The 17,399-nt window shown below is 54.5% G+C and carries 18 protein-coding genes; 5 read left to right on the forward strand and 13 right to left on the reverse strand.

Annotation, left to right across the window (positions count from 1 at the left end; all coding sequences use genetic code 11):
* Positions 1–3 precede the first annotated feature (3 nt).
* Genes purH through dusB form a run of 3 tightly spaced genes read right to left on the reverse strand, consistent with a single transcriptional unit; the run spans position 4 to position 2,951 of the window.
* Positions 4–1,611, reverse strand: coding sequence for a bifunctional phosphoribosylaminoimidazolecarboxamide formyltransferase/IMP cyclohydrolase (gene purH / locus AACY98_RS07580; protein WP_339803587.1), 1,608 nt, complete (start codon positions 1,609–1,611; stop codon positions 4–6).
* Positions 1,612–1,626: 15 nt separating this feature from the next.
* The gene (locus AACY98_RS07585) at positions 1,627–1,875 is read right to left on the reverse strand and encodes a helix-turn-helix domain-containing protein (protein ID WP_126977277.1); all 249 of its coding nucleotides are present in this window, start codon (positions 1,873–1,875) and stop codon (positions 1,627–1,629) included.
* A complete protein-coding gene (gene dusB, locus AACY98_RS07590) occupies positions 1,872–2,951 on the reverse strand; it encodes a tRNA dihydrouridine synthase DusB (protein ID WP_339803590.1) in 1,080 nt (359 codons plus the stop codon). The genes AACY98_RS07585 and dusB overlap by 4 nt, the downstream gene beginning before the upstream one ends.
* A gap of 163 nt (positions 2,952–3,114) precedes the next feature.
* On the opposite strand from dusB, the gene AACY98_RS07595 reads away from it, so the two are divergent.
* Positions 3,115–3,600, forward strand: coding sequence for a YqaA family protein (locus AACY98_RS07595; protein ID WP_126977281.1), 486 nt, complete (start codon positions 3,115–3,117; stop codon positions 3,598–3,600).
* A 29-nt stretch (positions 3,601–3,629) separates the two neighbouring features.
* Positions 3,630–4,100 (forward strand): putative toxin-antitoxin system toxin component, PIN family, encoded by a 471-nt coding sequence (locus tag AACY98_RS07600; RefSeq protein ID WP_339803593.1) that lies wholly within the window; start codon positions 3,630–3,632, stop codon positions 4,098–4,100.
* 9 nt (positions 4,101–4,109) lie between these two features.
* Here AACY98_RS07600 and AACY98_RS07605 read toward each other — a convergent pair whose 3' ends face one another.
* From AACY98_RS07605 to AACY98_RS07640, 8 genes are all read right to left on the reverse strand, one after another.
* A complete protein-coding gene (locus AACY98_RS07605) occupies positions 4,110–5,489 on the reverse strand; it encodes an FAD-binding oxidoreductase (protein WP_339803596.1) in 1,380 nt (459 codons plus the stop codon).
* Positions 5,490–5,756: 267 nt separating this feature from the next.
* Complete coding sequence (hutG, locus tag AACY98_RS07610; RefSeq protein WP_339803599.1) at positions 5,757–6,560, reverse strand: N-formylglutamate deformylase; 804 nt, start codon at positions 6,558–6,560, stop codon at positions 5,757–5,759.
* Between the two features lie 10 nt (positions 6,561–6,570).
* Positions 6,571–7,959: a formimidoylglutamate deiminase gene (locus AACY98_RS07615; protein WP_339803601.1), complete on the reverse strand. Its 1,389-nt coding sequence runs from the start codon at positions 7,957–7,959 to the stop codon at positions 6,571–6,573.
* The gene (locus AACY98_RS07620) at positions 7,956–8,609 is read right to left on the reverse strand and encodes a HutD/Ves family protein (RefSeq protein ID WP_339803603.1); all 654 of its coding nucleotides are present in this window, start codon (positions 8,607–8,609) and stop codon (positions 7,956–7,958) included. Before AACY98_RS07620 ends, AACY98_RS07615 begins: the two co-directional genes overlap by 4 nt.
* A 24-nt stretch (positions 8,610–8,633) precedes the next feature.
* Complete coding sequence (locus tag AACY98_RS07625; RefSeq protein WP_126977293.1) at positions 8,634–9,413, reverse strand: amino acid ABC transporter ATP-binding protein; 780 nt, start codon at positions 9,411–9,413, stop codon at positions 8,634–8,636.
* A complete protein-coding gene (locus tag AACY98_RS07630) occupies positions 9,410–10,084 on the reverse strand; it encodes an amino acid ABC transporter permease (RefSeq protein ID WP_126977295.1) in 675 nt (224 codons plus the stop codon). Before AACY98_RS07630 ends, AACY98_RS07625 begins: the two co-directional genes overlap by 4 nt.
* Before the next feature lie 71 nt (positions 10,085–10,155).
* Positions 10,156–10,905, reverse strand: coding sequence for a transporter substrate-binding domain-containing protein (locus AACY98_RS07635; RefSeq protein WP_126977297.1), 750 nt, complete (start codon positions 10,903–10,905; stop codon positions 10,156–10,158).
* Between the two features lie 48 nt (positions 10,906–10,953).
* Positions 10,954–11,718, reverse strand: coding sequence for an IclR family transcriptional regulator (locus AACY98_RS07640; protein ID WP_126977299.1), 765 nt, complete (start codon positions 11,716–11,718; stop codon positions 10,954–10,956).
* A gap of 454 nt (positions 11,719–12,172) precedes the next feature.
* Here AACY98_RS07640 and AACY98_RS07645 point away from each other — a divergent pair, with 454 nt between their 5' ends.
* The 3 genes from AACY98_RS07645 to AACY98_RS07655 all read left to right on the forward strand — a co-directional run bounded on the left by AACY98_RS07645 (position 12,173) and on the right by AACY98_RS07655 (position 15,733).
* Entirely contained in the window at positions 12,173–13,675 is a 1,503-nt protein-coding gene (locus AACY98_RS07645) for an ABC transporter substrate-binding protein (RefSeq protein WP_339803606.1), read from the forward strand.
* A gap of 46 nt (positions 13,676–13,721) precedes the next feature.
* Positions 13,722–14,666: a TIGR01777 family oxidoreductase gene (locus tag AACY98_RS07650; RefSeq protein ID WP_126977302.1), complete on the forward strand. Its 945-nt coding sequence runs from the start codon at positions 13,722–13,724 to the stop codon at positions 14,664–14,666.
* A gap of 98 nt (positions 14,667–14,764) precedes the next feature.
* Positions 14,765–15,733 (forward strand): D-2-hydroxyacid dehydrogenase family protein, encoded by a 969-nt coding sequence (locus AACY98_RS07655; RefSeq protein ID WP_339803611.1) that lies wholly within the window; start codon positions 14,765–14,767, stop codon positions 15,731–15,733.
* A gap of 19 nt (positions 15,734–15,752) precedes the next feature.
* Here the strand turns inward: AACY98_RS07655 and AACY98_RS07660 are convergent, their stop codons facing one another.
* Positions 15,753–16,463, reverse strand: coding sequence for a 16S rRNA pseudouridine(516) synthase (locus AACY98_RS07660; RefSeq protein ID WP_339803960.1), 711 nt, complete (start codon positions 16,461–16,463; stop codon positions 15,753–15,755).
* 51 nt (positions 16,464–16,514) lie between these two features.
* On the reverse strand, positions 16,515–17,312 hold the full coding sequence (gene fabI / locus AACY98_RS07665) for an enoyl-ACP reductase FabI (protein WP_339803962.1): 798 nt from the start codon (positions 17,310–17,312) through the stop codon (positions 16,515–16,517).
* Positions 17,313–17,399: the final 87 nt, after the last annotated feature.

Below are 17,399 nucleotides of genomic sequence, written 5' to 3' on the forward strand. Positions count from 1 at the left end.
AACTTAATGGCGGAAGTGCCTGACGCCGGTAAACACCATGACCACGCCCTGTTCGTCTGCCGCGTCAATGACTTCCTGATCACGGATGCTGCCACCGGGCTGAATGACACAACTGGCCCCGGCTTTGACGACGACGTCGAGTCCGTCGCGGAACGGGAAGAAGGCGTCACTGGCAACAGCGGAGTTTTGCAGGCTCAATCCGGCATTTTCCGCTTTGATGGATGCAATGCGTGCTGAATCCACGCGGCTCATTTGCCCGGCGCCGACTCCCAATGTCATGCCGTTGGCGCAGAATACAATGGCGTTGGATTTGGTGTATTGGGCTACCTTCCATGCAAACATCATGTCGTGCATTTGCTGGTCTGACGGCTGTGCCTTGGTCACAACCTTTAAGTCGGCTGCTTTTAACTGGTGATGGTCGGCAGACTGCACCAGTATGCCGGAGCTGACACGCTTGAGGTCGTAAGAGTTGCGGCTGCGCTCCCAGTTGGTTTTACCGTCTTGTTGCAGGCCTGATATATCAACCACCAGAACGCGGGCGTTCTTTTTGCTCTCCAGTATTTGCAGCGCTTGCGGGGTATATGAGGGGGCGATCAGCACTTCGACAAACTGTTTGGAAACCCGGTTGGCGGTTTCTTCGTCGACTTCTGTATTGAAGGCGATGATGCCGCCAAATGCAGAGGTGGAGTCGGTCTGAAATGCTTTGCTGTATGCTTCGGCCGCATTGGCTCCCAGAGCCACGCCACACGGATTGGCATGCTTGATGATGACGCAGGCCGGGATATCTCCAAAACTTTTTACACATTCCCATGCAGCATCTGCATCTGCAATGTTATTGTAAGAAAGCTCTTTGCCCTGAAGCTGCTTGGCTGTAACCAGCGAGCCGGGTAAAGGAGACTGGTCACGGTAGAAGGCGGCCTGCTGATGCGGGTTTTCTCCATAACGCAGATCCTGCAGTTTGGTGAAGTTGGTATTAAGCTGCAATGAAAATGGCGCGGAAGTACCATCTGTATTGATGGCAGACAGGTAATTGCTGATGGCTGCGTCGTAATCGGCAATCCGGTTGAAAGCGGCTACAGACAGTGCAAAGCGCGTGGCATCACTTAACGCGCCATTTTGCTGGATTTCTTCCAGTACTTTGGCGTACTGAGCTGCATCGGTGACAACACCCACACCGCGCCAGTTTTTAGCGGCAGAGCGTACCATGGCAGGGCCGCCGATGTCGATGTTTTCAATGGCATCTTCAAGGGTGCAGTCGGGTTTGGCAACGGTGGCTTCAAAAGGATAGAGGTTGACGACCAGCAGGTCAATGGTTTCGATACCGTGCTGCTTGATGGCTTGCATGTGCTCTGTCACTTCACGCCGCGCCAGCAGTCCGCCATGAATCGTGGGGTGCAATGTTTTCACGCGACCATCCAGCATTTCAGGAAAGCCGGTATGTTCGGCTACTTCCGTTACAGCAAGGCCGGACTCCTGCAACAGCTTGGCAGTACCGCCGGTTGACAGCAGTTTGATGCCCAGTTGAGCCAGTTGCGTGGCAAATGCAACAATGCCGGTTTTATCCGAAACAGAGATCAGGGCAGTTTTTACTGCTGGAGCTGTGGTATTCATAAATGTGGATCTCATTCAAAAAGAAGTTGGATTGATTAACTGGTGCTCAAGGAGTTTTTTGCGCAGGGTGTTGCGGTTAATGCCTAACCACTGTGCCGCCAGGGACTGATTTTGCCCGGCATGCTGCATGACGACTTCCAGCAGCGGTTTTTCTGCAGCGTGGATGAACATGTCGTGCAGGGAGTGCGGTTTTTCGCCCTGTAAATCATTGAAGTAGGCTTCAACACTTGCGCGCACACATTTTTCAATATCTTTTTTGCTCATGCGGCTAACCTCGAAATCATGGTTGAATCATGGCCTGTGGAACTCGTGGTGGATGGTTCCGTTGCCTTGTGGGCAGTACTGTCTGGCCATAAAGGATAAGTTTGTGCGAGTCCGGTCAGATAACTTTGTAAGGCACTGACCTGGGCTTGCGTGGATTCCAGCGGGTTTAAAGTCTGGCGGAACGCCTGTCCGCCTGGAAGTCTGTGCACCAGCCAGCCAATGTGCTTGCGGGCACTTCTGACGCCCGTATGTTCACCGTATAAGGCATAGTGTTCATGCAGGTGTTCTGTCATCCATTGGCAGATATCCAGTGTCGCAGGCGCTGGCAGTAAATGCCCTGTTTCCAGAAAATGGCTGATTTCACGGAAAACCCACGGGCGTCCCTGAGCGGCCCGGCCAACCATCAAGGCATCGGCTTTTGTTTTTTCCAGCACAAATCTGGCTTTGGCCGGGCTGTCAATGTCGCCATTGGCCACAACCGGGATGCTGACGGCTGCTTTGATCTGGGCGATGGTGTCGTACTCTGCCTGCCCATGGTAACCCTGTTCGCGTGTGCGGCCGTGCACTGTCAGCATGGCAACACCTGCGTTTTGCGCTGCCAGCGCGATAACCGGCGCATTGCGCACTTGCTGGCACCAGCCGGTGCGCATTTTTAATGTGACGGGAACATGGCGGGGGGCGCATGCTGCAACAACGGCCTCAATGATCTCCAGCGCCAGTTTTTCGTCCTGCATCAGTGCCGAGCCGGCCCATTTCTGGCAGACTTTTTTAGCCGGGCAGCCCATATTGATGTCGATGATTTGTGCGCCGCGGTCCATGTTATAGCGTGCGGCGTCAGCCATCTCGGCCGGGTCGGTTCCGGCGATCTGCACGGCGATTGGGCCGCTTTCGCCGGTATGGTCAGCCCGGCGCGATGTTTTCAGGCTGTTCCAGAGTTCACGTTTGGAGGTGACCATTTCACTGACTGCATATCCTGCGCCCAGTTTTTTGCACAGCGTACGAAAAGGTCTGTCCGTTACGCCAGCCATGGGCGCGACAAACAAATTGTTCTCAAGCGTGATGGAACCAATGTTCATGTACGAAACTGATCAGAGAAGTGGGGCGCGCGGCAAAGCTTTGTGAAAAAGCGTGACGATTCATTAAGGCCTTTATTCTATGCTTTTTAGCCAATCAGGGGCAAAACTTTGAAAATATCAGACTGCAAGCAGTTCATTTCAGAATATGGTGCAATTCAACCCCATGGAAGAGTGGATTTTCAGCCTGCTGCATGCTTTGTCATTACCGGAATATGGGCTGTCAACTGTATTCGTGGTCTGTTTTATTGCAGCAACACTGGTACCGTTGACGCCGACGCCTGCTTTGCTGGGCCTGATCAAACTGAACCCGGAGTTATTCTGGCCGGCGATTCTGGTTGCAACGCTGGGGAACACACTGGGCAGCGTGGTTGGCTGGTGGATGGGGTATGGTGCCAAGAATTTTTACCAGAAAATTAAAAAGGAAGATTCTTACAGCAAGGGTATGATGCTGTTAAAGCGTTTTGGCCCAAAGGCGTGCCTGCTGTCATGGTTTCCGGTGATTGGCGATCCTTTGTGCATCATCGCCGGATGGCTGCATATGCCATTCTGGCGATGTGTGGCTTATATTGCCATTGGCAAATTCGCACGGTTTTTGATCATGGCGGCGCTTTTGATCTGGGTCTGGCCGGGTGCGATTACTTTTGAATAGCAGATGAACGATTCAACATGCCGTGTGAAATGATACAGACGCTTTGCTTGACAGACCGGCCGGTGGTGATTGACACCAACATTTTGCTGGACTGTTTTATCTTTGAGGATGAAGGTACTTTGCACCTGCGCGAATGGCTGTTGCAGGCCCGGCTGCAATGGATTGCCACCCAGGCCATGCAGCAGGAGTTTATCCGTGTGCTGACGTACCCGACATTGCAGGACTGGCTTGCACAGAAGAACCGGCAACAGCAGATGCAGATACAGGAGCTGGGTGATATTTTCAGCCGGTATGCCGCGATTGTGCCGCCGGCACCTGAAACCCGGTTTCGCTGTAAAGACCCGGATGACCAGAAGTTCATTGATCTGGCGCTGGCGCATCAGTCTGTATTACTCAGCAAAGACAAAGCGGTATTGCGCTTGCGCTCCAGACTGCAAAAGGAAGGGGTGATCGTTTCAGCGCAAGGATCAGCGCTACTGGGGCGTGTTAATACGCTTTAGCGTGGGGCTTCAGAAAATCTTACCCGGATTCAGAATATGCAGTGGGTCGAGCGCCTGCTTGATCAGCTTCATGGTTGCCAGTTCCTGTTCAGTACGGCTGGCGCCCAGATAGGCTTTTTTATGCAGGCCAATACCGTGTTCTGCCGAGACACTGCCGCCGAAATCGGCAACTGTCTGGTAAATTAACTGTTCCACCTCTTTATCACTGCCGTCGATATGGGCGCCATCTGTGCTCAGGTGCAGGTTGCTGTCACCCACATGCCCGAAGCGGACTGTGACATGCCCAGGCCAGCGTGCTGCCAGCGCTTTGGTGCAGGCATCTGCAAAAGCGCCAATCTGGGTGATTGGCACGCTGACATCAAAGTTGATCGGGGGGTGCATGCCGGCAAAAAATTCGGCAGTGGCCTCACGAATTTTCCATAAAGCCTGTGCCTGTGTTTGCGATTGTGCAATGGTGGCGTCCTGTATCAGCCCGTTTTCAAATGCGGAGGCTAGCAGTTGTTCCAGACCGGATTGAAGCGATTGTGTATTGTTTCCACTGAGATCAATCAGCGCATAGAATGGGTGGTCTTTTTCAAAAGGGGATTTCAGGTGCTGGTGTGCAAGCGACCAGTGCCAGAAGTCCTGCCACATCAGTTCGAATGCAGCCACCCCTGCCGGGAAGTGTTGTTTGAGTTGAGAAAGCAGGGCCAGTGCCGCGGCATAATCCGGCAGCGCAATCAGCGCGGTAAGCCGGGCCTGGGGGGCCGGGAACAGCCGCAGCAGTACCCGGGTAATGATGCCCAGTGTGCCTTCGGAGCCAATGAAAAAATGTTTCAGATCATAGCCGGTATTGTTTTTGATCATCGGGCGCAGCATGGGCAGTACCGTGCCATCGGCCAGTACGACCTCCAGTCCGAGCACTTGGTCACGCATCATGCCATGTTGCAATACACCGTTGCCGCCTGCGTTGGTGGCAACCGCCCCGCCAATCTGACAACTGCCACGCGCGCCCAGATCGACACCAAACAGCAGGCCATGGGCAGCGGCGGCCTGTTGTACGGCTTCCAATGTTGTGCCTGCCTGTACCAGCATGGTATCTGCTTGGGTATCCAGTGCTTCAATGTGATGCATTCTCTCCATGGAGAGCACAATGCAGTCAGGGCGAATCACTGTGGCGCTGCCGGCCAAACCCGTGCGTCCACCCTGGGCCACTACCGTGATGCGCTGCTGGTGGCAGTATTGCAGGGTTTTCTGCACATCGGCGGTTGAACGGGGGTGTACCAGTGCAGCGGGCTGCTGGCCGGGTATTTCACTCCAGTCGGTACGGTAGTGTGGCGGAATATCTGCTTGCGGGGTGACAAGGTCATCCCCAAGAAAGGTGGTTAGTTTTTCTGCAATGGAAGACATACGTACCGGCAATCAGTCTGGTGAAAACAGTGTATTCAAGGCATAAGGTCTTTTTTCAAAGCGTTTTTACCACAGAATCACCGCTATTATAAAAACTGTATGCGCCAAATGGGCAGGGTGATATATAGGGAAGATACAGTTAGTACAGTAAGGCCGTTCTGACAGCAGGCCGGTGTCATCGTGCGCAGTGTATAACCGCAGGCCACAGCAGCATGCTTTTTAACTCTCAGTGTATGAAGCATCTGCTGTAGCGGTTGGAATGGTTTTTCAGGTGTTGCGGGCAAAGTCGAGCGCGGCTTCGAGCATGGCACGCAGGTGGGGCTGGACCTGACTGGCTTTTTCATTGTGGTAAGCAAAGGGCAATTGCTCTTCCATGTAAATGCACTGGGCCATTTCCAACTGAACCGCGTGTACCTGTTGTGCCGGCTGGCCGTAATGGCGGGTAATATAACCACCTTTGTAGCGACCGTTGAGCACACTGGTGTAGCCTGTGGCCTGCTGTGCAATCTGCTGAATGCGACTTTGCAGTTCGGTTGCACAGCTTTGGCTGCTGTTGGTGCCGATGTTAAAGTCCGGCAGTTTGCCTTCAAAAAAGCGTGGTAAAACCGAGCGGATGGAATGTGCATCCCACAAGACAACAGCAGGAAACTGCTGGCGCATGCGTGCCAGTTCAGCGGCAAGCTGGTCATGGTAAGGCTGCCAGTAATGTATGCGGCGGTGTTCGATTTCTGCCTGATCGGGTTCTTTATCTTGCTGGTAAATGGAGCCGCCTTCAAAAGTCTCCACCGGGCACAAACTGGTGGTGGCCTGCCCCGGATAGAGGCTTTCATCTCCAGGCGGACGGTTCAAGTCAGCAACATAGCGTGAATAGGTGGCCTGTATGATGGAGGCGCCCATGTTTTTGGCAAAAGCGTACAGGCGCTCAATGTGCCAGTCGGTATCGGGCACCTGTTGTGCCTGCGGGGTCATGTTTCGGGCAATTTCCGGTGGCACAAAAGTGCCGACATGTGGCATGGAAATCAGCAGCGGCTGTGTGCCCTGGTGGAAAATGAAAGGTGTGGGCGTATTCATATGGTTCAACTCAGTCGTGGATGTGGCGCAGCAGTTGCGTGCGGGCCTGTATGAATTCTTTCTGCGCTGGCTGATGCAGCAGGTGCTTTTGATCAACGCGCAATATGCCTTGCGTCCAGACGCGCCGGATGGCAGATGTGCGTGAACTGCCAAACACATGGCCAGAAAGGGCCTGATCGGGTGTCAGTTGTGCCAGTGCACGATGCTGGCAGTCCAACTCGACCAAATCAGCATTTTGTCCGACCGCAATCCCTGCGATCGGGCGGCCACTGGCCTGTGCACCACCTTGCACGGCCTGCAGGTACGTATTCTGGGCGACCGACGGGGTGGCTGTACTTGCCGCCACGTTGCGCTGGCGCCGCTGCAGGCGCTGGCTGTATTCCAGCGCAAGCAGTTCGGCTGCGGCATTGACGGTGACATGGCTGTCACTGCCGATACCCCAGCGCCCCTGATGTTGCAGCCATTGCGGCAGGTCGAAAATACCGTCACCCAGGTTGGCTTCTGTGGTTGGGCACAGGCCCGCGATGGCGCCACTGGATGCTGCTTGCTGGTATTCGCTGGCATTCATGTGAGTGGCATGTACCAGACACCAGCGTGCATCGACAGCCATATGGTCCATCAGCCATTCGACTGGTCTTTGCCCGCACCAGGCAATGCAGTCATCAACTTCTTTGGTTTGCTCGGCAATGTGGATATGAATCGGCGCGGTGGCATCCAGTTGGTTCATGCCTTCGATGATGGCATTCAGGCTTTCCGGGGGTACGGCGCGCAAGGAGTGCGGAGCAATGCCGAGCTTGGCATTTTGTGCTTGGCATTGGGGCAACAGCTTGTCCAGCAGCTTCAGCATGGCGTCAGTGGTGTGGATAAAGCGCTTTTGGCCATCCCCGGGCGGTAGCGCGCCAAAACCGCCGGTCTGGTACAGCACCGGCAGCAATGTCATGCCAATGCCGGTACGTTTGGCGGCATTGAGCAGGCATTGGCTGAGTGTGGCACTGTCGGCATAGGGCTGACCATCGGACTGATGGTGTACATAGTGAAATTCGCAGACGGAGGTATAGCCGGCCTCCAGCATTTCGGCGTACAACCAGGTCGCAATGGCTTCCAGTTGCTCTGGCGTGATGTGTGCTGCAAAGCTGTACATCAGGTTGCGCCAGCTCCAGAAGCTGTCCTGCTCGGCGTAGCGGTATTCGGTCAACCCGGCGCTGGCCCGCTGGAATGCATGGGAGTGCAGGTTCGGCATACCCGGCACCAGCAGCTCTGTGGCTGATGACTGGCCGGGCGGCTGTGCCACATGGGTTTGAACCTGGCGGATAAGTCCGGCTTTATCCCATTGAACTAAAACATTGGGTGCCCATCCTGTTGGCAGCAGTGCATGCCGGGCAAAAAGCTGTGTAGTCATTGGCACGGGTACTCCTTGTGTGCATTGACGTGGGGGGGAATGATGGCGTTCATGATGGTTTTTTTTTGTATCTGGACGTGAATCAGCAGCGCTTCCTCGGTTTGCGGGGTGGCTTGCACCTGAATGGCTTCTTCTGCCCACCACAATCCATGTTTGGGCGCAATCTGGGTTGTCAGTTCGGATGCGCGTGCTGTTTGGGTGATTGACCATATGCCCTGTGCATTCAAAAGCAGCCCGTATTCACTGGCGGGCAGGGTGAAAGCATTGCGGATGATGTGGACCTGTGCTGACCAGCCATGCCGCATGGTCATGACATTAAAGTCCTGCGTGGCGCCATCAATGAGCGTGCTGTCCAGTGCCACATCGCCGGAAAACCGGAACGGTTCAAACGGCTGCTTCATGCAGTGGTCAAAACTGCCGTCACGGGCCTGCAGGCGCACACCATTTCCGCTGAGCAGCATGATGGTGCGGTCCAGTCCCGGGTAGGCTGAGAAGGGGCCATCCTTGTCGATATTGGCCACACTGATGCGCCAGTCAAACTGGTTCATGCTGCCGTCAAGCGGCCAGCATACAATTTCCTGCGTCGTTCCGCCGCCATTTTTCCATGGCATCGGCATGCACCGGTCAAGGTCAAAAAAGTGAATAGGCATGATCCGTTGTTTTTCTGGTTGGCGTTATGAGCGGGAAATCACTGCTTGCAGAAATGTCTGTGTGCGCAGTTCTTTCGGGTTGCTGAAAATCTGCTCCGGTGCGCCGGCTTCAACAATGCCACCGCCATCCATGACCACCACTACGTCAGCCACTTCACGGGCAAACCCCATTTCATGGGTAACCACGATCATGGTCATGCCGTCCTGTGCCAGCACTTTCATGACTTGCAGCACCTCGCCGACCAGTTCTGGGTCTAGTGCCGATGTGGGTTCGTCAAACAGCATCACAGTCGGGTTCATCGCCAGCGCACGCGCAATGGCAACACGCTGTTTTTGGCCGCCGGACAGGCTGGCCGGCATGGCATGGGCCTTGTTGGACAAACCGACCTTGCCTAATAGCGACATGGCCTGTTCATGTGCCTGTTCTTTGGACATGTTCCTGAGCATGCGGGGGCCCACGCAGATGTTGCCCAGCACACTCAGATGCGGAAACAGGTTAAACGACTGGAACACCATGCCGACATCTTTGCGCAGCTCATTGAGTTCTCTTTCGGGCAGCATGACGCCATGCTTGACAATGCGCTTGCCGCAAATTTCGATATCGCCTTCTTCGGCCTGCTCCAGTCCGTTGCAGCAGCGCAGAAAGGTGCTTTTCCCGGAGCCGCTGGGGCCGATGACCACGACCACCTGGGTCGGGAGCACATCAAAATCAATGCCTTTGAGCACCACATGATCGCCAAAGCGTTTGCCCAGCTGGCGGATTTTGACGATAGGCGGCGTTGTATTCAGGTCGATATGTTTCATTGCACCATACCTCCGGCGCGTAATTTGGTTTCGAGCTTTCGCAAGGCCAGTGTTGTGATGCTGGTCAGAATCAGATAGATCAGTGCAATGCCCAGGTACACTTCCAGATCGCGGTAGGAGGTGCTGATGATTCGGGCACCTTCATGCATCACATCGTGAATGGTGATCAGGGAGATCAGGGCCGAGTTTTTGATCAGCGCAATGAATTCGTTACCCAATGGTGGAATCATGCGTACAACGGCTTGCGGCAGGATGATTTTGAGCATGGCTTGCGTGTAGGACATGCCCATGGAACGTGCCGCTTCCATTTGGCCTCTGTCAACAGACTGGATGGAGCCGCGCACGATCTCGGAGATGTAAGCGCCGGAATACAGGCCCAGGCCGATAACGCCGCAGAAAAATGCCGGCAGCATGATATCCAGCCGTGGCAGGCCGTAGTACCAGATGAACAACTGCACCAGCAGCGGCGTGCCGCGGATCAGCGTGATGTATGTTGTGCACAGGCTGTAGACGACATAGCGTTTGGGATTGAGTCGGCCAATGCCGACGAGCAGGCCTATGATGCACCCCAGTACAAGCGCACAGGCAGTGATTTCAATGGTGACCAGGGTACCGTGGAGCAGCGCTTCCCATCCCTTGAGGACAGGTGCGAAATTCAGATCGAGACTCATAACAGACGTCCGGAAATCAGACTCCCGTATGGGAGTCTGATGGATTCAACAAAATGGCGGCAAAGAAAGGCTTAGATGATGGTGGTGGGGAACCACTTCTGAACCAGCGCGTTGTATTCGCCGTTGGCTTTCAACTGCTCAATGGCGGCGTCAAACGCTTTGGTCAAATCAGGCAGGTCTTTGCGCACGGCAATGCCGTATTCTTCGGTTGTCAGTTGTTGTTCCAGAATACGTACGCCACCACGGGTGCGCGCATACTGGAATGCAGCGGGTTTGCCGGTAACGGCAGCGTCCGAGCGGCCGATGTCAACCAGGTTGAACATCTGCTGGTTTTTTTCCACTTCAATCAGTTCGGCGCTTGGAATATGTTCGCGCAGCCACTGTACTGATTTGGTGCCCACCTGTACGCTGATACGCTTGCCAGCCAGATCAGCCGGGGTTTTGATGGTGGTATTGTCGGCCCGCACCATGGCAACCAGACCGCCTGCCAGATAGGGCTTGGTGAAGTCGATGACTTCGGCGCGCTCAGGCGTGATGTAAATGGCCGATACGGCAATATCCGCGCGTTTGGAGACCAGGCTGGGAATCAGCCCCTTAAAATCAACATCGGTCCACTCGATGGGGCGGCCTAAAACCTTGCCAATGGCTTCCACCAGTTCAATGTCAAAACCGGTACGCTGGCCGTTTTCAACGAACTCCATGGGCGGGAAGGTGGCATCGGTTACAGCCTTAATCGGTTGTGTGCCCCCCTGGCTGAAAGCCAGTCCGGACAACCCCATGGCAAGCATACCACCCATAACCTGACGACGAGTAACTGACATGATTGAGTCTCCTTTTTGAAAAAAGTCAGTGAATAACAACCACCTACACTAACGATTTTGCAGTTGATAATTAATACGCGCTGCGGTGATCAGCGTCATTTGAACAAAACTGTTTTCCTTGCCTGTAGCCCGTATGGAAGGGGCCATGAGCGTCAGCGTGCCCAGCAGGTAACGGTTACGTGAAAACAATGGAACGCTCACCCCCCATACGCCGGGGTCCACTTCGCTTTCGCTGCAGGCATAACCCTGTGTGCGAATATCTTGCAGCAACTGCTTTCTGGCCAGTTGCTGCGATGCATCGGGAAAATCTGCCTGCAAAATGATGTCTTGCTGCGGCTCCGGCAGGTGTGCCAGCAGGCACTTGGCTGTAGCACCTTCGCGCAACGGCACACTGCGGCCTTTTTCAAAAGAGCAGCGCAAGGAGTGGGAACTCTCAATCATTTCAATACAGACAGCCTGCTGGTGCATGACAATGCTGATGGCCACACTTTCGTGTGACTGGTCAGCCAGTTTCTGCATGTCCTGCTTGGCATATTGTGTCAATAAGGATGCTTCGTCAAACCCCAGCGCCAACTGCAGGCTGACCGGGCCTGGCGCATACAGGTTATTGGATTCAAAAACAAAACCCCAGCGTTTCAGGATGGACAACTGGCGATACAGGGTGCTTTTTGCCAATCCGGTTTTTTTAATCAGATCGGCGGCACTGATCGGTTTGCCTGCCTGCGCCAGTGCCATCAGCACCATCAGTACGCGCTCATGGCTGCTGACCGGGACGGGTGCGTGGTTTTGTGCTTCGGGTTGAGTTGTTGGCATGATGGCGTACTTAAAAAGGGTCAAAATAATCTGTAAGTGGTTAATATAGCTTGAAGCGCTGCATTTTTCATACCATTCAATGAGAATAATTTCTCGCAAAATGGGAATATTTGCTGTTTTATCACATTACAGTACCTATGCAGCAAGCAGGCCTTTCATGTTGAATGGGGCTTGTTTGCAGGTATCAGAATACTGAGTGTGGTAAAACTGTAAATGACAATGATCAAATGCTTGAAAAAGAAACATGAAATGCACCAACTGCGCTCATATGCACTGAATTGGTGCGTTAGAAGGATAGCGATATGCCTCAAAATGTGTTTTAAATTCGCAGCGCTGTACAGAATTTGCGCAGGGCGTGCCAGGGACGTATGATCTCATTTATCATGGCACCGGTTAAACGAATGATTCAGGCCCGGCTTTTTCATGCCCGGGAACATCTGAGGAGACATGTCACATGAGTTTGCGTCGCCGTTCGCTGTTGCTGTCCACGGGGGCACTGGCAATAGCAGGTATTTCTCCGCTGGTACAGGCACAGAGCCCCAGAGGGCTGCGGCTGGGTATCACACTGGAGCCGCCAGGTCTCGACCCGACGGCCAGTGCATCTTCATCCATTGCCGAAATTGCACTGTATAACGTGTATGAAACGCTGACCAAAATCCAGCCGGATGGCAGCGTGACGCCACTGCTGGCAGAGTCCTGGGAGGTTTCTGACGATGTGCGCGCTTTTACGTTCCGCCTCAGGCCTGGCGTGACATTTCATAATGGCGCGGCTTTTGATGCGAAAACGGTTCAGTTTTCCCTGCAGCGTGCCGGGGCCCAGGACAGCACCAATAAAGACCGGCAAATATTTGCCAATATCCAGCAGATTGTGCCCGTAGATGCGCATACGGTACGGCTGGAGCTTAAAAATGCAGATTCCGACCTGCTGTTCAAACTGGGAATGGCCACAGCCATTATGGTGGAGGCCGGCAGTGTGGCCCAGAACCGTACCCAGCCGGTGGGCACCGGGCCTTACCAACTGGAAAGCTGGCGTAAAGGGGCTAGCCTGACACTCAGGAAATGGGCCGGTTACCGGCAGGCCAATCAGATTTCCATTGAGCGTGCCACTTTTCAATTTATCAGCGATGCGGCAGCGCAGGCGGCAGCCTTGCTGGCCGGCGATGTGGATGTATTTGCCCGTGCCGCAGTGGCACGCAGCCTAAGCGCATTCAAGCAGCAGCCGGCACGGTTTCAGGTTCTGGTCAGCAATTCACGTGCTAAAACCATTCTGGCGATCAATAACCGCCAAAAACCGCTGGATGATGCGCGTGTGCGGCGGGCAATCACAGCGGCAATTGACCGCAAGGCCATCATTGAAGCCGCTGCGGACGGTTACGGCGTTCCCATCGGCAGCCACTATGTGCCGGGTATGCCGGGGTATATTGATACCACCGCAACGGTGCCTTATGATGTGGCTGCGGCAAAACAACTGCTGGCGCAGGCTGGCGTGACCACGCCGTTATCCTTGCGCCTGATTTTGCCGCCGGCTCCTTATGCCAGGCAGGGCGGAGAGCTTGTTGCAGCGATGCTGTCACAGGTGGGCATTCAGGCCCGGATTCAGAATGTGGAGTGGGCGCAGTGGCTTTCAGGTGTTTACACCAACCGCGACTATGACTTGTCCATTATTTCGCATGTGGAGCCGCTGGACCTGGATAATTACACCAAGCCCGGTTATTACTGGGGCTACCAGTCAGATGCGTTTAACGCACTGTATACCCAAATACAGCAGACGGTTGACGGGCCTGCGCGCAATCAGCTGCTGGCGCAGGCACAACAGATGCTGGCCGATGATGCGGTGAATGTGTGGCTGTATCAGCCGCAGTGGCTGACGGTGGCAAACTCCCGTATCAGGGGCTTATGGGCTGATATGCCGATTTTTGTGAATGACTTATCATCCATGTCCAGGGCTTCTAGCTGATAGGAAGCGTAGGAAAAAAATCAAGCGTGCAGGAGTGGAGTAACGCATGAATATTTTGTTGACTGGCGGTACGGGGTTGATCGGACGTGCGCTGTGCGAGCACTGGCTGGCACAGAATAAGGTATTGAAGAAACAGAAAAACACAAAGGACCAGCACCAGTTGTGGGTGCTGAGCCGTACGCCGGAAAAGGTGGAAAAACTGTGTGGCAAAGGGGTGGTTGGGCTGCGCAGTGTCAAAGAGCTGGACGCGCAGGATATTCACATTCATGCAGTCATCAATCTGGCTGGGGCGCCGATTGCCGACAAAAGCTGGAGCGAGGCACGCAAAAAAGAGATCACCAAAAGCCGTGTCAGTTTTACGCACCAACTGGTGGGATGGATTGCCAGCCGTTCCAAGCAGCCGCATACGCTGATATCCGGTTCTGCCGTAGGTTATTACGGGGATTGCGGTGACCGGATACTGGATGATTACATCAGCGAGCCGCAACGGGATTTTGCCAGCCAGATGTGCCATCAATGGGAGGTTGAGGCCTTTCAGGCGATATTGTCCGAGGTGAGGGTGGTTTGTCTGCGTACCGGGCTGGTGCTCAGTGATGAAGGCGGTTTTCTGGCACGGTTGCTGCCGTTGTTCCGTGTCGGCCTGGGCGGCCCGCTAGGAACGGGCAAGCAATGGATGCCGTGGATTCATATACAGGATACGGTGCGGATGATTGAATTCTTCCTGAACACGTGGAATACCGCCGGTTCGTTCAATGTTTGTGCTCCCAATCCGGTAACTGGTAAACAGTTCGCTTCAGAGCTGGGCAAAGCACTGCACCGCCCGGCATTGGTGCCCACACCGGTATGGGCCTTGCAAAAAAGGTTTGGCGAAGAATTGACCGCCATGATTCTATCCAGCCAGCGGGCGATTCCCAAAAGGGCGATAGAGGCCGGCTTCCGGTTTACGTTTACCGATCTGGATCAGGCGCTGGATGACCTGTTTGACCGTTAGTTGTTTTTGCTGTCGCAGGTACTGGGGAGAGGCGATACATCCCGGAATGTGCCCCAGGGCCAATATTAAGAGCCAACTGTTTCACGAAAAGGTGCCATATGACATTGCTGGTGATTCCCGATGACTACCAAAAGGCAACCGACGGGCTTGATTTTCTGCATGCGCACAGCGGCTTTACTGTCCGTGCTTTGGGGGACTTATCCCGTGATCCGGCCGCAGACGAGCTTTTGTCTGAAGCACAGGGGCTGATTCTGATCCGTGAACGCACCCGAATTGATCGCCATTTTCTGCAAAAAACACCCCGCTTAAAGCTGATCAGCCAGACCAGTAAAGTGGCGCGTCATATTGATTTGCAGGCCTGCACTGATGCGGGGGTTGCCGTTGTTGAGGGTTTTGGCAGTGCGGTGGCCCCGGCTGAGTTGACATGGCTGCTGATCATGGCGGCCCGCCGTCAACTGGTTGTCGCCGTGAATGCGATGAAGCAAGGCCTTTGGCAGGTGAATATCGGTGAAGCGCTGGCTGGGCAAACTTTAGGCATTTTGGGGTTTGGAAACATCGGCAAACGCATGGCGCATTTTGCGCAGGCGTTTGATATGAAGCCGTTGATTTGGGGAACTGCACGTGCGCAGCAGGAGGCGCGCAGCCTGGGGCTGCGTGTGGCGGAAAACCGGGAGGCGTTTTTTGCCGAGGCGGATATTATCACGGTGCACCAGCGGCTGGTTGCGGAAAATACCGGCAATATCACGCTGGCGGATTTGTCGCTGATGAAATCTTCGGCCTTGTTTGTCAATACCAGCCGGGCTGAGCTGGTTGCGCCGGATGCGCTGGAGCAGGCGTTACGGCAGGGGCGTCCGGGTTTTGCGGCATTGGATGTTTTTATGCGCGAGCCTGTGTATGACAAAAATGCGCCGTTGTTGCAAATGCCCAATGTGCTGTGCACGCCTCATCTGGGGTATGTGGAAAAAGCCGGGTATGAGCTTTATTTCAAAACCGCTTTTGAGAATGCGGTGCGTTTTTTTCAGGGTGATACTTCCGGTGTGTTGAATCCTGAGGCGCTGAAAAAATAAAATTCCCAGGCAGTCTAAGTTACGTGTTTACCGCTGGAGAAAATACCTGCTCCGGCGTAATCCACATCCACGCTCCCGGTTTCAGGTGCGGCGGTAATTCAAAGTGTCCGACGGCAGGGCGGTGCAGTTCTGTAACGCGGTTACCGGCTGCGGCAATCATGCGTTTGACCTGATGGTATTTGCCGGTGGTGATGGTCAGCAGCAGTTGGTGCTCATGCTGTAACTCGCAGGCAGCGGCAGCAATGGGCGCGGGTTCGTCATCGAGCTGCACACCACGGAGCAGTTGCTGGCATATCGTATCGCTGACAGAATGTTTGGTCGTGACCAGGTAGGTTTTGGGCAGATGCCGTTTGCCTGAAATGGCTTTGTGAATAAACTGGCCATCATCTGACAGCAGCAGCAGCCCGGTGGTGTCAGCATCCAGCCGGCCGGCAGCCTGCACACCGCGCCGTCTCAGTGGGGCGGGCAGCAGGGTATAAATGCTGGGATGGTGTGACGGTTTTTGTGAACACTCGTAACCCGCAGGTTTATGCAGCGCAATATAGGCCTGGGCGTGGTACGGCCATGGCTGCTCATCCACATGGAACAGCAGGCCTTCGTGCGGCTCCAGCAGCATTTCAGGGTCGGTGATGGTCTGCTGTTCAAGCGCGACACGTCCCTGTAAACACAGGCCCCGGCATTCGTGGCGGGAGCCAAATCCCTGACTGAAGAGCATGCGCTCTAAAGTCAGGTGCCGTTGAGGTGCGCGCTTGTGTTTGGACACGTACCGTGAAAGTGGGAATCAGGATGCGCTGGCTTGCGGATCGAGTCCGGCGACCACTTCGCTGAAGCCGCCATCCACATAGACGATGTTGGCGGTGATGCCGGCGGCCAGGTCAGACAGCATGAATGCGGCAGAATTGCCGACATCCTCAATGGTGACATTGCGGCGGATCGGTGCAGCAGCAGCGAAGGCGCCCAGCAGCTTGCCGAAATCCTTGATGCCGCTGGCCGCCAGCGTTTTGATCGGGCCGGCTGAAATGCCGTTGACACGTATGCCTTTGGGCCCCAAAGAAGCCGCCAGATAGCGTACCGTGGCTTCCAGAGATGCTTTTGCTACGCCCATGGTGTTGTAGTTGGGCACCACTTTCATCGCACCCAGGTAGCTCAATGTCAGCAAAGCGGCATCGGTGTTCAGGTAAGGCAGCGCGGCCTTGGCCAGTGCCGGAAAGCTGTAGGCTGAAATATCGTGTGCAATGCGGAAGCTTTCGCGCGACAGGCCATCGAGAAAATCACCAGCAATGGCTTCACGCGGTGCAAAGCCGATGGCATGCACAAAGCCGTCGAATTTGGGCCAGGTTTTTGACAGTTCGGCGAAAACGGCGTCAATCTGTTCGTCAGAGGCGACATCACAGGGAAATACCAGTTTGGAGTCGAATTCAGCGGCAAATTCGGTAATGCGGTCTTTGAAGCGGTCGCCAACATAGGTAAATGCCAGTTCTGCGCCTTCACGATGGCATGCCTTGGCAATGCCGTAGGCAATGGAACGGTTAGACAATACGCCTGTGATCAACAGTTTTTTTCCAGCTAAAAAGCCCATTGTGAGTTTTCCTTTATCCTGTTTGTCGGGGAACAGATGCATGGGAGCCATGCAGTTCAATCAAATGATTATAGCGGTTCTCAATCC

Origin of the sequence: Saezia sanguinis, from assembly GCF_963921665.1 — a bacterium.
In the GTDB taxonomy this organism is placed as follows: domain Bacteria; phylum Pseudomonadota; class Gammaproteobacteria; order Burkholderiales; family Burkholderiaceae_C; genus Saezia; species Saezia sanguinis.